General features: G+C 66.1%; 11 protein-coding genes. 5 read left to right on the forward strand and 6 right to left on the reverse strand.

The window, feature by feature from the left end; genetic code table 11:
• Window positions 1-184 precede the first annotated feature (184 nt).
• Together VGN82_RS23820 and VGN82_RS23825 are read left to right on the forward strand one after the other, a co-directional pair.
• Window positions 185-1198: an aldo/keto reductase gene (locus tag VGN82_RS23820; RefSeq protein WP_327529559.1), complete on the forward strand. Its 1014-nt coding sequence runs from the start codon at window positions 185-187 to the stop codon at window positions 1196-1198.
• 109 nt (window positions 1199-1307) lie between these two features.
• The gene (locus VGN82_RS23825) at window positions 1308-3116 is read left to right on the forward strand and encodes a monovalent cation:proton antiporter-2 (CPA2) family protein (protein ID WP_327529560.1); all 1809 of its coding nucleotides are present in this window, start codon (window positions 1308-1310) and stop codon (window positions 3114-3116) included.
• Between the two features lie 17 nt (window positions 3117-3133).
• Here VGN82_RS23825 and VGN82_RS23830 read toward each other — a convergent pair whose 3' ends face one another.
• The 3 genes from VGN82_RS23830 to VGN82_RS23840 form a co-directional block, all read right to left on the reverse strand.
• Window positions 3134-3490, reverse strand: a complete 357-nt coding sequence (locus tag VGN82_RS23830; protein WP_327529561.1) for a hypothetical protein — start codon at window positions 3488-3490, stop codon at window positions 3134-3136.
• A 128-nt stretch (window positions 3491-3618) separates the two neighbouring features.
• Window positions 3619-4452, reverse strand: coding sequence for an MBL fold metallo-hydrolase (locus tag VGN82_RS23835; RefSeq protein WP_327529562.1), 834 nt, complete (start codon window positions 4450-4452; stop codon window positions 3619-3621).
• Between the two features lie 112 nt (window positions 4453-4564).
• The gene (locus VGN82_RS23840) at window positions 4565-5530 is read right to left on the reverse strand and encodes a Bug family tripartite tricarboxylate transporter substrate binding protein (protein ID WP_327529563.1); all 966 of its coding nucleotides are present in this window, start codon (window positions 5528-5530) and stop codon (window positions 4565-4567) included.
• A gap of 190 nt (window positions 5531-5720) precedes the next feature.
• On the opposite strand from VGN82_RS23840, the gene VGN82_RS23845 reads away from it, so the two are divergent.
• A complete protein-coding gene (locus VGN82_RS23845; RefSeq protein ID WP_327529564.1) occupies window positions 5721-6716 on the forward strand; it encodes a serine hydrolase domain-containing protein in 996 nt (331 codons plus the stop codon).
• Here VGN82_RS23845 and VGN82_RS23850 read toward each other — a convergent pair.
• Entirely contained in the window at window positions 6713-7288 is a 576-nt protein-coding gene (locus VGN82_RS23850; protein WP_327529565.1) for a hypothetical protein, read from the reverse strand. The two genes, VGN82_RS23845 and VGN82_RS23850, sit on opposite strands and share 4 nt — an antisense overlap.
• A 174-nt stretch (window positions 7289-7462) precedes the next feature.
• Here VGN82_RS23850 and ettA point away from each other — a divergent pair, with 174 nt between their 5' ends.
• Window positions 7463-9115, forward strand: a complete 1653-nt coding sequence (gene ettA / locus VGN82_RS23855) for an energy-dependent translational throttle protein EttA (protein WP_327529566.1) — start codon at window positions 7463-7465, stop codon at window positions 9113-9115.
• Between the two features lie 277 nt (window positions 9116-9392).
• Window positions 9393-11180, forward strand: a complete 1788-nt coding sequence (locus VGN82_RS23860) for a peptide ABC transporter substrate-binding protein (RefSeq protein ID WP_327529567.1) — start codon at window positions 9393-9395, stop codon at window positions 11178-11180.
• Between the two features lie 133 nt (window positions 11181-11313).
• Here VGN82_RS23860 and VGN82_RS23865 read toward each other — a convergent pair whose 3' ends face one another.
• Window positions 11314-12483 carry an alpha-hydroxy acid oxidase gene (locus tag VGN82_RS23865; RefSeq protein ID WP_327529568.1) on the reverse strand — a complete coding sequence of 390 codons (1170 nt, stop codon included), beginning with the start codon at window positions 12481-12483 and terminating at the stop codon, window positions 11314-11316.
• An 87-nt stretch (window positions 12484-12570) separates the two neighbouring features.
• Complete coding sequence (locus VGN82_RS23870) at window positions 12571-13200, reverse strand: DUF6198 family protein (protein ID WP_327529569.1); 630 nt, start codon at window positions 13198-13200, stop codon at window positions 12571-12573.
• Between the last annotated feature and the right edge of the window lie 182 nt (window positions 13201-13382).

Here is a 13382-nt window from a genome sequence, read left to right on the forward strand (position 1 = left end):
AAGAGATTAAGGATTCTCTTTGCGCATGCTGGCTGCCCAAGGCGGCGGGGGCAGAAGGGCGCGCGCCCTGCAGGGGGCGGCTGCGCGCGGCGTGCTGGCGCCTGGCGTGGCGCTGGGGCAGGCTCGCCGACGGCAGGGCCGGACAGGGTGTGGTTCGGCCGCTCGATGGGGATGGAGAGTTTCGATGGATTATCGCCAACTCGGCCGGTCCGGCCTCAAGGTCTCGCCGCTCTGCCTGGGCACGATGATGTTCGGCGGCGCGACCGACGAGGCCGGCTCGCGCGCCGTCATCGACCATGCGCGCGGGGCCGGCATCAACTTCATCGACACGGCCGACGTCTACAATGAGGGGCGTTCCGAGGAGATCACGGGGCGCGCCATCGCGGCGAACCGGCATGACTGGGTGCTGGCAACCAAGCTCGCCAATCCCATGGGGGAGGGGCCCAACCGGGTCGGGCTCTCGCGCAAATGGGTGCTGCAGGCCTGCGACGACAGCCTGCGCCGGCTCGGCACGGACTTCATCGACATCTACTACCTCCACAAGGAGGATCATGCGACGCCGCTGGTCGAGACGGTGCGCGCGATCGGGCAGCTCGTGCAGCAGGGCAAGATCCGGCATTTCGGGGTCTCGAACTACCGTTCCTGGCGGGTTGCCGAGATCTGCCGGCTCTGCGACGAGCTCGGCATCGACAGGCCGGTGGTCAGCCAGCCCTATTACAACGCGATGAACCGCATGCCCGAGGTCGAGCACCTGCCCGCCTGCGGCTTTTACGGGCTCGGCGTCGCCTCCTATTCGCCGCTGGCGCGCGGCGTGCTGACCGGAAAATACGAGCCCGGCCAGGCGCCGCCGGAGGGCACGCGCGCCGGCCGCGCCGACAAGCGGATCATGCAGACCGAATGGCGCGAGGAAAGCCTGGTCATCGCCCAGACGATCAAGCGCCATGCGGCCGCGCGCGGCATGACGCCGATCCAGTTCGCCGTCGGCTGGGTGCTCAATAACAAGCTGCTGACGGCGGCGATCGCCGGGCCGCGGACGATGGAGCAATGGCAGGCCTATCTCGCCGCACTCGACATCACCTTCACGGCCGAGGACGAGGCGCTGGTGAACGAGCTCGTCCCGGCGGGCCACCCGTCGACCCCTGGCTACAGCGATCCGGCCTATCCCGTCGAAGGCCGGCCGAGCCGGACCGGCGCCTGACGGCGCCACTGACCGCCGCCGTGCAGGAAAGGCGATTGCCTTGCAGGGGCGGCGCACCTAACTGAGCAAGTCTGCGTCGGGCGGCGGCGCCGAGCTGGAAGGGGAGTGGATGGCAGTCGAGGGCGTCACGGGCGATCTGATCAAGGTCGTCAGCCTGCTGGGTGCCGGCGTCGTGGCCGTGCCTCTGTTCAAGCGCCTCGGACTCGGCTCCGTCTTGGGCTATTTCACTGCGGGTCTCGCCATCGGCCCCTATGGCCTCGGCCTCTTCTCTCACCCGGCATCGGTGCTGCACGTCGCCGAGTTCGGCGTCGTGATGTTCCTCTTCATCATCGGTCTGGAGATGCAGCCATCGCGGCTGTGGAATCTCCGGCGCGAGATCTTCGGACTCGGGGCGGCACAGGTCACGCTCTGCGGCGCGCTGCTGACCGGCGTCGGCTACGCCTATGGCCTGCCGCTGCCGGCCGCCTTCATCGCCGGCATGGGTTTCGTCCTGTCCTCGACGGCAGTCGTCATGCAGATGCTGAACGAGCGCGGCGAGACCTCGACGCCGCAAGGCCAGCAGGCGGTCTCGATCCTGCTGCTCGAAGACCTCGCCATCGTGCCGCTGCTGGCGGTGGTCGCCCTGCTCGCGCCGTTCAAGGGCGATACCGGCAGCGGCTGGCTTTCGTTCGGCATCGGCGTGGCGAGCGTCGGGGGCCTCGTGCTCGCCGGACGCTACCTGCTTAACCCGATGTTCCGCCTGCTGGCGCTGGCCCATGCGCGGGAGGTGATGACCGCCGCAGCGCTGCTCGTGGTGCTTGGGGCTGCGCTGGCGATGCAGCTCGGCGGCCTTTCGATGGCGATGGGCGCCTTCCTCGCCGGTGTGCTTCTGTCGGAGTCCAGTTTCCGGCATCAGCTCGAAGCCGATATCGAGCCGTTCCGCGGCATTCTGCTCGGCTTGTTCTTCCTGGCCGTCGGCATGTCGCTCGATCTCGGCGTCATTGCCGCGCAGTGGCGCCTGATCGCGCTCGCCGTGCTCGCCTTCATGTCTGTCAAGGCGCTCGGCATCTTCATCGTCGCCAAGCTGTTCCGTTCGCGGACGCGGGAGGCGGTCACGCGGGTCGCCCTGTTTTCGCAGGGCGGCGAATTCGCCTTCGTGCTCTATGGCGCGGCGCTTGCGGCTGGCATCTTCGACGGTCAGGTCAACGCCATCGCCAGCGCGACCGTGATCATCTCGATGGCGCTGACGCCATTGCTGGCCATCGCGCTCGACCGCTTCATGCCGCCGGAAGAAGCCTCGCTCGATGGGGTCGAACTCGCCGAGGGGTTGAACGGCCGGGTCCTGATCATCGGCTTCGGCCGCTTCGGGCAGGTCGCGAGCCAGGCATTGCTGGCACGTGGCTTCAGTGTCTCGATCATCGAGGTCGATGTCGAATTGATCAAGGCCGCCGCCGATTTCGGCTTCAAGGTGCATTATGGCGACGGCACGCGGGCCGAAATCCTGCACGCGTCAGGGGCCGAGCGGGCGGAGGCGATCCTGGTCTGCGTCGAGGACCGCAACACCGCCGACCGCATCGTCGCCGTGTCGCAGGAAGCGTTCCCTCACGCCAAGCTGTTCGTGCGTGCCTTCGATCGCGGCCATTCGATGGACCTGATCCGCGCCGGCGTCGAGTACCAGATCCGCGAGACCTTCGAATCCGCGATGGCTTTCGGCACGGCGGTGCTGCTCGGCATGGGCGTGCCGCAGGACGAGGCGGTGGAGATCGCCGAGGATGTGCGGCGGCGCGATGCGGAACGGCTCGACCTGCAGGTCGCCAGCGACATCTATGCCGGCGTCAATCTGATCCGGGGCAACGCGCCGATCCCGGCGCCGCTGACCAAGCCGAAGGCCGCCGGCCGGGTCCATGGCAATGTCCCCGACGACGTGGGCGATTTCTGATCGCGGATGGCTGCGGCCTAGTTGAGAACGCAGAAGCCGCCGACCACGACCTCGCTGCGGCACCAGATCTTGGCGCCGTCATTCACGGAGAGCTTCATCAGGGTCGGCGCCGGGGCAGGGGCCGCTTGCGATGCGGTGGCTGGCGGGAAGGGGACCCGTGCCGGGGCAGGTTCGCCGGCCTTCGCCGTACCAGCGGCCGCGCCGCCGACTCCCGGCACGACGACGAGGCTTCTGCTCTTGCCGCCGGATGTCGAGGTCTCGGTCGAGGAGGGCTTGGAACTGCTCTTGCCGCCGAACCGCATCTTCGCGGCCTCGGCGCTGGCCGGCAGCAGGAGGGCGGTCGAAAGGCAGGCGATCACGAGCGCGCGGTTCATCGCGGAGCTTCCTGATGGACGATCGGAGGCCTGACAGAATGCCGAAGTCCCAGGCTACCGCAACGGAAGTCCGGGATCAGTCTGACCGGGAGCTTAACGCGATTGCGCGCTGCCGCATGAACGCGAGGTCAATGGCCGGGCAGGACGATCACGGTCGGGCGTGCCGGCAGGCCCGCCTTGGTCACCGTGATCACTGGCTGCTCGCGCCGCTCGACCGGCCAGAGCTCCTGCGAGCGGGTGAGGAAACGGTTCAGCGTTCCGCCGCCGAAGAAGTGCATCGGGATCATCACCCGCGCCTGCAGCGATTTCAGCACCTCAAGCATGCCCTCCTGATCGAGGGTGTAACTGCCATCGACCGGGAACAGCACGACGTCGACGCGGCCAAGCGCACGCAGATGGCCGGGCTCCAGTGGATGGTGGAGATGGCCGAGATGAGCGACGCAGAGCTCGCCAATCTCGAAGACGAAGATCGAGTTGCCGTCGAAATCCGTCGATCCGGAATAGGAGCGGATATTGGTGGGCACGTTGCGGACACGCAGGTCGCCCATGGTCACGTCGTGCTTTGCCGCGCCGGCGCCCGTCGGGTCCCAGCCGGGCAGGACCTGCTTGATGGCCGGATCGGGATTGCGCGAATTATGGGTCGAATGGGCCTTGTTCATCGTGGCGATGTCCGGTGTCACCGGCGGCCGGATATAGTCGTTGTAGTCGGTCGCGGCCTTCACTCCGCCTGCGGTTTCGATCAGGAAGGTGGCATGGCCGACAAAGGTGAGCCGCACCTCATCTTTTGCGAGATTGGTCCGCTCGAGATTGGCACGCTGGATCGGCAGTCTCAGCGAGGCCATGTCAGGACGGCAGCCCGGCTCATCCGACTGGGCGCTGGCGGGAAGCGTGCCGAACCAGGCGGCAATGAGGGCGATCAGGCCAAGGCGGAGGGCTCTCGCGGACGTCGTTGCTCGTCGCATGCTTCTCCTCCTGCGGTCCTCGGCCCGGCCAGTCTGATGCATGGTCCGGGCCGAAGGGAAGCTGCGCCGTGAGGCGATGTCATCTTTGTGAAATCGCCTCGGCCGTCAGGCGTCAGTCCTTGGCGAGGCCGAGCTCCTTGAGCACGCCGTTGCCACGTTCGGTGAAGGTCTTCACATAGGCGGCGAATTCGCCGGGCTTGTCCCAGACCGGCGTGATGCCGCGGTCGGCCATGGCCTTGCGCACCTCCGCCCGCTGCAGGGTGCGTTCGGCCGCGTCGAACAGGATCTTGCGGCGGTCGGCCGGGATGCCCTTGGGCGCGGCCAGCGCGAACCAGTTCTGGTAAGTCCAGTCCAGCCCAGCTTCCTTGGCGCTCGGTACGTCCGGGAAGTTGGGGTGGCGCTCCTCGGTCATCAGCAGGATGGTCCGCACGCGCCCGGCCTCGAGCATCGCCTTGGCCTCGATCGGCGAACCCGTAAAGACCGTGATCCCGCCGGCGACGAGGTCGTTGAGGGCCGGTGCGCCACCATTGCTGGGCACCCATTTGACCGTATCGGGCGGAAGCCCGGCCGCTTTCAGCAGGCCCCCCGACGCGATGTGCCAGGAGCCGCCGACACCGGTTCCGGAACCCAGCATCGAGCCTTTCGGGCTGTCCTTGGCAGCCTTGATATAGTCCGCGATCGTCTTGATGGGGCTGTCCGCCTTGACGGTGACGCCGGCGGGGATGAGCGAGACACGCGAGAAGGCGTCGACGCTGTCGATCGTCAGTTCGCCCATGCCGAGCGATTTGAAGAAGGAGATCTCGGGGCTGATGCCGCCGATCGTGTAGCCGTCGGCCGTGCCGGTCGCGATGGCGGTATGGCCTGTGATGCCGCCGCCGCCGGTGCGATTGACGACATTGACCGGCGTCTTGAGTTCGACTTCCAACCCGTTGGCGACGATCCGCATCACCGCATCCATGCCGCCGCCGGCGGCCCAGGGCACGATCAGCTGGATCGGACGGTCCGGGAAGGCCCAGGAGGGGCCGGCCGCCAACAGCATTGCCGCCGCGCCGAGCGCGGCCTTCACGATGAGTTTCATGGTCCCTCCCCAGGGATCGGCCACCTCTTCAGGCCGGTGGTCTGCTCGGGAGAGTAGGCAGCTTTGAGATCGATCTCAAGATATGCTGCATACAGTGTTCGGTGCTCAGGCTACCGGCGGGACATGTTGCAGCGGAACCGCTAAGGCTGCGCGGGAGACGTTCAGCGCAACGGAACTGGAAAAGCCGGCGATGAGTCACGCCCCTCTCACGCGCCGTTGCCTGTGCAGCCTTGCCGTTCTTCCCTTGCTCGATGCGACGTGCTTCGGCCGGGAAAGCCGCTCCGCGAGCTCGCTCGGTGCCGGCACCGATCTCGCGGCCGAGCATTTCCGCACGGAGGGCCTCGCGGCGCTGATCGTGACGCGGGACGGGCGGAGCGTCGCGAGCCTCGGCGACGATCGGCTCAAGGTCGATGTCGCCTCGGTACGCAAGAGCCTGCTCGGTGCGCTCTATGGCATCGCGATCTCCGAGAAGCGCATCGATCCTGCCGCGACGCTGGCGCAGCTCGGCATCGACGATTTGCCGCCCGGCCTCACGGATGCGGAAAAGCGCGCGACCGTGCGCGACCTCCTGAGCGCGCGCTCGGGCATCTATCATGTCGCTGCGCATGAGACGGCCGAGATACGCGCGCGGCGCCCGGGACGCGGCAGCCATGCCGCGGGAAGCTTCTGGTTCTACAACAATTGGGATTTCAACGCGCTGGGCACGATCTATCGTCGGCTCACGGGCGAGGACATCTTCGAGAGTTTCGGCAGGCGTATCGCGAGGCCGATCGGCATGGAGGATTTCGTGCCGGGTGACGGCCGCTATGTCCGGGTGCCGCAATCCCTTCACGAAGCCTATCCGTTCAAGCTCACGGCACGGGATGCCCTGCGGTTCGGGCGGCTGGTGCTCGATCGCGGGGCATGGAACGGCCGACAGGTCATTCCCGCCGAATGGATCGACCAATCACTGAGCGAGCAGGCCGCCACGGATCGCGGCGATCTCGGCTACGGTTATCTATGGTGGACCCTGCCGAGGGCTCGCTTCGGCGCGGGAGCTGGCTTCGCCGCAGGATTCGGCGGGCAGTTCATTGCGGTGGTGCCGGCGCGACGGCTCGTCGTGGTGCAGACCGCGCCGCATCCCAGAGCCAGGACGGGCCATACGAGGCGTTTCGTCAGGTTCCTCGATGCGCTCGGCCATGCCTAGGCCGGCCCGGCCGGGGGCAGGGGCTGGTCATGGGGCGCCCGCACAACCGTGACCCGGGCATCCGCCAGACGCCGGAACAGCCGCCGGCGACGGATGAGCGGAACCCAGTCGTAGAGGAACATTTCGGCCGGCCGCCAAATCACGACCCAGCCGATGATGATCAGGCTCTCCTGAAAGATGCGTGCGAAGGGGCTGTCGAACCGCTTCGTGACGAGAAAACTCAGGAACAGGCAGGTGCCGAGGCCGGCGAAGCCGATCAGGAAGGCCAGCCGGCCGTCGCGAAAGAGGTCTCGCAGTGCCAGGTTCTCCGCGCGCGCCTTGGCGGCGAACCAGTTCTTCACCGCGGCTGCGAGGTCAGGCTTGGGCTTGTCGGGCCGCTCCGGCGACTGGAGGTGAATGACGATCGCGATCGGCTCGTCCTTTGGCAGCTCCTGCGCCCACTCGACGATGTAGCGCTCGGCATCGGCATCGATGTCGCCCTCGCGGAAGGGGAAGGGGTCGAGGGTGTTGAAGAGCTGGGCGCTGTCGCGCAACCTCAATTCGATCGGCGTCTTGCCGCTCGCATCTGACACGTCGGATTCGCCTCGAACAATTGCGCCTGGGCGCATTATTCAGGCTGTCGGCACCGGCGCAATCGTCATCGCTCTGGCTGCATGCCGGTTGCGGCTGCGGCTGTGGGTCGCTACATACGCGCCAGATTTCCCGAACCTTGTGACCATCAGTCCGAAAGCGGAGCCGGCTCGCTTATGTCCCGTCAGTTCATCTACCATATGCGCGGCCTGTCGAAGACCTATCCGGGCGGCAAGCAGGTTCTCAACAACATCCACCTCTCCTTCTATCCCGACGCGAAGATCGGCGTGCTCGGCGTCAACGGCGCCGGTAAATCCACGCTGCTCAAGATCATGGCCGGCATGGACAAGGAGTGGACCGGCGAGGCCTGGGTCGCAGAAGGCGCGCGCGTCGGCTATCTGCCGCAGGAGCCGAAGCTCGACGAGAACCTGACGGTGCGCGAGAACGTCATGCTCGGCGTCGGACCCCAGAAGGCGATCCTCGACCGCTACAACGAGCTCGCCATGAACTATTCGGACGAGACTGCGGACGAGATGACCAAGCTGCAGGACGAGATCGAGGCCAAGGGCCTCTGGGATCTCGATTCGAAGGTCGACCAGGCGATGGACGCGCTGCGCTGCCCGCCCGACGACTGGCAGGTCGACAAGCTCTCGGGTGGCGAGCGCCGCCGCGTCGCGCTGTGCAAGCTCCTGCTGGAAGAGCCCGAGCTCCTGCTGCTCGACGAGCCGACCAACCATCTTGACGCCGAGACCACCGCCTGGCTCGAAGGCCATCTGCGGACCTATCCGGGGGCGATCCTGATCGTCACCCACGATCGCTACTTCCTCGACAACGTCACGAGCTGGATCCTCGAGCTCGATCGTGGCCAGGGCATCCCATATGAGGGCAATTACTCGGCCTGGTCAGTGCAGAAGCAGAAGCGTCTCGCCCAGGAGGGCCGTGAGGACGCCTCGCGGCAGAAGATGCTGGAGCGCGAGCAGGAGTGGATCTCGGCCTCGCCAAAGGCGCGCCAGGCCAAGAGCAAGGCCCGCATCCAGCGCTATGACGAGCTGGTCCAGAAGGCCAACAACAAGGGGCCGGACACCGCGCAGATCATCATCCCGATCGCCGAGCGGCTGGGCAACAATGTCGTCGATTTCGAGGGGCTGTCGAAGGGCTTCCAGGACAAGCTCCTGATCGACGATCTGTCGTTCAAGCTGCCGCCGGGTGGCATCGTCGGCGTGATCGGCCCGAACGGCGCCGGCAAGACGACGTTGTTCCGCATGATCACGGGCGTGGACAAGCCCGATGCCGGCACGATCAAGATCGGCGAGAGCGTCAAGCTCGGCTATGTCGATCAGAGCCGCGACTCGCTCGACGACAAGAAGAACGTCTGGGAGGAGATCTCGGGCGGCAACGACATCATCTATCTCGGCAAGAAAGAGATCAATTCGCGCGCCTACTGCTCCGCCTTCAACTTCAAGGGCGGCGACCAGCAGAAGAAGGTGGGCTCGCTCTCTGGCGGTGAACGCAACCGCGTCCATCTCGCCAAGATGCTGAAGTCGGGCGCCAACGTCCTCCTCCTCGACGAGCCGACCAACGACCTCGACGTCGATACGCTGCGTGCGCTCGAAGAGGCGCTGGAGGATTATGCCGGCTGCGCCGTGATCATCAGCCACGATCGCTGGTTCCTCGACCGCATCGCGACCCACATCCTCGCCTTCGAGGGCGACAGCCATGTCGAGTGGTTCGAGGGCAATTTCGCCGATTACGAGGAGGACAAGAAGCGTCGCCTCGGCATCGACAGCACCATCCCGAAGCGCATCCAGTACAAGAAATTCTCGCGCTGAGGCATCGATCGATGAAGGACCAAGGCCCCGCGGCTCCCGCCGCGGGGCCTTTTCGTTGCGCGGGTGCACGCGCGGCATGCGTCGCGCGGGGTGGCTAAAGTGACGGCACTCTGGTCAAAGATGCGGCGCTTTGACCGATCCCCTTAAGCGGGGCTTAAGGCGAAGCTTCTAGAGATGTCCCGCGGTCTCGACATAGTAATGTCGTGGCCTTGAAGCAATTGTTCTGTGTCTCTCCGCTCTGTCATGGGCGTCAGTGACTGTACTGCGAAGGTTCGTTATGGATAGCCGGCAAATTCAGGGTATGGTTCAGAGCGTCAAGGACGGGCAGATTTCGCGCCGTTCCTTTATCCAGAGGCTGGCCGCGGTCGGAATCACCGCGCCGATCGCCAGCCAGATCCTGGCCTGGAACGACGTCGCGATGGCCAACGCCACGCTCGAATACAAGCCGACCAAGGCTGGCGGCGGCGGCCCGCTGAAGATGCTGCTCTGGCAGGCGCCGACGCTGCTCAACCCGCATTTCGCCTCGGGCACCAAGGACCAGATCGCCTCGCGCGTGTTCTACGAGCCGCTCGCCGGCTGGGACAAGGAAGGCAACCTGATCCCGCAGCTCGCTGCCGAGGTGCCGACGCGCGCCAATGGCGGCCTCTCAGAGGACGGGACGAGCGTCACCTGGAAGCTGAAGCCCGGCGTGAAGTGGCATGACGGCAAGCCGTTCACCGCCGATGACGTCGTCTTCACCTGGGAATACGCCGCCGATCCGGCGACCGCCGCCTACACCTCGGGCGCCTACAAGGACATCAAGGTCGAGAAGGTCGACGACCTCACCGTCAAGGTGATCTTCGCCAAGCCGACGCCGTTCTGGGCCGACGCCTTCGTCGGCACCGTCGGCATGATCATCCCGAAGCACCTCTTCGCCGACTTCAAGGGCGCCAAGTCGCGTGAGAACCCGGTCAACCTGAAGCCCGTCGGCACCGGTCCCTACAAGTTCACCGACTTCAAGCCGGGCGACATCCTCACGGCGACCCGCAACGAGGAATACCACGTCGTCAACCGCCCGCATTTCGACAGCTTCGAGATCAAGGGCGGCGGTGATGCGGTCTCGGCGGCGCGCGCCGTGCTGCAGACCGGCGAATACGACTACGCCTGGGACACGCTGGTCGAGGACGAGGTCCTCAAGCGCATGGAGACGGGCGGACGCGGCCGCACCAGCGCGGCTCCCGCGGGCGACATCGAGTTCATCACTCTGAACACGACCGATCCGTGGACCGAGGTCGATGGCGAGCGCTCGAGCATCAAGACCAAGCACCCGACGCTGTCGGACCCGGCGGTGCGCCAGGCGATCAACCTGCTGATCGACCGCGACTCGATCCAGAAGTTCATCTATGGCCGCGCCGGCGCAGCGACGGCGAGCTTCGTCAACGAGCCGAAGCAGTTCAAGTCGACGAAGCTGAAGTACGAGTTCAGCATCGAGAAGGCCAACAAGATCCTCGACGAAGCCGGCTGGAAGAAGGGCTCCGACGGCATCCGCGAGAAGGATGGCAAGAAGCTCAAATACGTCTACCAGACCTCGATCAACGCCCCGCGCCAGAAGGTCCAGGCGATCATCAAGCAGGCCTGCGGTCGGGCCGGCATCGACCTCGAGCTGAAGTCGGTCACTGCGTCGGTGTTCTTCTCGTCTGACGTCGCGAACCCCGACACCTACACCAAGCTGTACACCGACATCGAGATGTACACGACGACGCAGCCGCAGCCCGATCCGGAGCGCCTGCTCAACCAGTTCGTCTCCTGGGAGGTCGCCAACAAGGAGAACAAGTGGCTCGGCCGCAACGTCTCCCGCTACACCGATCCGGCGGCCGACGAGGCCTACCGGGCTGCCCAGAAGGAGCTCGACCCTGCCAAGCGCGCCGCGCTCCTGATCAAGGTCAACGAGATCTTCTGCGAGGCCAACGTCATCCTGCCGATCCTGTCGCGCAAGAAGGTCGTCGCTGCGGCGAATGCCCTCTCGATCGATCACAGCGGCTGGGACGTCGACACCTGGAACCTCGCGGCCTGGTATCGCAGCTGAGCTCCGGCGGCCCACCGCGCGATCGCGCGGTCGGCCGCAGGTGGCCAAAAGAAGAAGGGCCCGGCGGATGCGATCCGCCGGGCCTTTTTCATGCGCTTCCGTTCAGTGAGGAACCGAAGGCGGGAGCCGGGGATCAGGTCGCCAGCCGGGCGATCGCCCCTTCGCGCCCGCCGACGAGGATGCGCTCGTCGACCTGCTTGACGTCGCGGAGGCCGCAGAGCGCCATCGTCACATCGAGTTCCTTGCGGATGATGTCGAGGGCGAGCGTCACGCCCTTCTCGCCCATCGCGCCGAGGCCATAGAGGAAGGCACGGCCGATGAAGGTGCCGTGCGCGCCGAGCGCCAGCGCCTTGAGGACGTCCTGGCCCGAGCGGATGCCGCCGTCGAACAGTACTTCGATGCGGTTGCCGACCTGCTCGACGATCTGCGGCAGCGCCTCGATCGAGGAGAGCGCGCCGTCTAGCTGGCGGCCGCCATGGTTCGAGACGATCAGGGCGTCGGCTCCGGATTGGGCCGCAATCTCGGCATCCTCAGGGTCGAGAATGCCCTTGATGATAAGCTTGCCGCCCCACTGATCCTTGATCCACTTGACGTCGTCCCAGTTCAGCTGAGGGTCGAACTGGCTGGCGGTCCAGGAGGAGAGCGAGGACATGTCGGCGACGCCGGTCACATGGCCGACGATGTTGCCGAACTGCCGGCGCGGCGTGTCCAGCATCTTCAGGCACCAGCGCGGCTTGGTCGCGAGATTGATCAGATTGGCGATGGTCGGCTTCGGCGGGGCGGAGAGGCCGTTGCGGATGTCCTTGTGGCGTTGGCCGAGGATCTGCAGGTCGAGCGTCAGCACCAGGGCCGAGCAGCCGGCCTTCTTGGCGCGCTGGATCAGGCGGGCGATGAAGTCGCGGTCCTTCATCACATAGAGCTGGAACCAGAACGGCGTGCCGGTGTGGTTGGCAATGTCCTCGATCGAGCAGATGCTCATGGTCGAGAGGGTGAAGGGCACGCCCGCCTTGGCAGCGGCCCGGGCCGCCAGGATCTCGCCGTCGGCGTGCTGCATGCCGGTCAGCCCCGTCGGGGCGAGCGCGACCGGCATCGCGACCTTCTGGCCGATCATCGTCGATTCCAGCGTCCGGTTCGTCATGTCGACGGCGACGCGCTGGCGCAGCTTGACCTTGGCGAAATCGGTCTCGTTGGCGCGGTAGGTGCCTTCGGTCCAGGCGCCGGAATCGGCGTAGTCGTAGAACATGCGCGGCACGCGGCGCTTCGCCAGCAGGCGCAGGTCTTCGATGGTCAGGGGTTGGGCCATGGTCTCGAGCCTCGTCGCGTTCGGTCACCCGGCGGGGTGACTCGCATGCCGCTGGCCCATGCGCAAGTTCCGCCTGCGTCGCACCCGTTACGAGACGCCCATGTACCGCCCGGGCTTGTGGTTCATGCCGAGCACCGCGTTGAGAACCAGCGTCCCCAGAAGGGAGACCGCCAGCCGGTCGAGCGGCAGGACGAAGAGGGCGCAGGTGAAGATCGCGGCATCGATGGCGAGCTGGACCCAGCCGGCGCGCCAGCCGCGCTTCTCCTGCAGGAAGAGCGCCAGAATGTTGACCCCGCCGATGGCCGTGCGGTGGCGGGCCAGCGCCAGCAGGCCCAGCCCCATCGTGCTGCCGCCGGCCAGCGCGGCATAGACCGGCTGGATGGCCGCGATGTCGAGCCAGAGCGGCGTCGCCTGCACGAGAAGGGAGACGAGGCCGACCGCGACGAAGGTGCGCAGCGTGAAGGCCAGCCCCATGCGCCGGAATGCGAGCCAGTAGAACGGCAGGTTGATGACGAAGAAGAGCAGGCCGAATTCGAGGCCGGTCGCATATTGCAGCAGCAGGGCAAGCCCGGCCGCGCCGCCGGTCATGATCATCGCCTTGGAGAACAGCGCGATGCCGATCGAGACCATCAGCGTGCCGAGCAGGAGTGCGAGCGCGTCCTCATAGAGCCGGTGCCGCTCCAGCGACGAGGCGAGAGGCGCGGTGGTCTGCGGCATGGCGTGTGGGTCCGATTCAGAAGGCGTTCAGGCGATAGCTGCAATGCAACCGGTAAGCCAGCCTGCCCGGCCTCGAGGTTGAGCCGGCTGGTTCATTCCTGTAGGGCGGCGGTCGACATCCGTCATTGATTTCATCGTACTGATCCTCGCTCCCGCCTTCTCGCTTCCCCGAAAGATGCACT

It is taken from the genome of Allobosea sp., assembly GCF_035999205.1.
Lineage (GTDB): Bacteria > Pseudomonadota > Alphaproteobacteria > Rhizobiales > Beijerinckiaceae > Allobosea.

What these genes read in the sequence shown, in the direction of transcription:
- VGN82_RS23820 (WP_327529559.1), top strand. Translation starts at nt 185, where the DNA reads ATGGATTATCGCCAACTCGGCCGGTCCGGCCTCAAGGTCTCGCCGCTC.
- VGN82_RS23825 (WP_327529560.1), top strand. Translation starts at nt 1,308, where the DNA reads ATGGCAGTCGAGGGCGTCACGGGCGATCTGATCAAGGTCGTCAGCCTG.
- VGN82_RS23830 (WP_327529561.1), bottom strand. Translation starts at nt 3,490, where the DNA reads ATGAACCGCGCGCTCGTGATCGCCTGCCTTTCGACCGCCCTCCTGCTG.
- VGN82_RS23835 (WP_327529562.1), bottom strand. Translation starts at nt 4,452, where the DNA reads ATGCGACGAGCAACGACGTCCGCGAGAGCCCTCCGCCTTGGCCTGATC.
- VGN82_RS23840 (WP_327529563.1), bottom strand. Translation starts at nt 5,530, where the DNA reads ATGAAACTCATCGTGAAGGCCGCGCTCGGCGCGGCGGCAATGCTGTTG.
- VGN82_RS23845 (WP_327529564.1), top strand. Translation starts at nt 5,721, where the DNA reads ATGAGTCACGCCCCTCTCACGCGCCGTTGCCTGTGCAGCCTTGCCGTT.
- ettA (WP_327529566.1), top strand. Translation starts at nt 7,463, where the DNA reads ATGTCCCGTCAGTTCATCTACCATATGCGCGGCCTGTCGAAGACCTAT.
- VGN82_RS23860 (WP_327529567.1), top strand. Translation starts at nt 9,393, where the DNA reads ATGGATAGCCGGCAAATTCAGGGTATGGTTCAGAGCGTCAAGGACGGG.
- VGN82_RS23865 (WP_327529568.1), bottom strand. Translation starts at nt 12,483, where the DNA reads ATGGCCCAACCCCTGACCATCGAAGACCTGCGCCTGCTGGCGAAGCGC.
- VGN82_RS23870 (WP_327529569.1), bottom strand. Translation starts at nt 13,200, where the DNA reads ATGCCGCAGACCACCGCGCCTCTCGCCTCGTCGCTGGAGCGGCACCGG.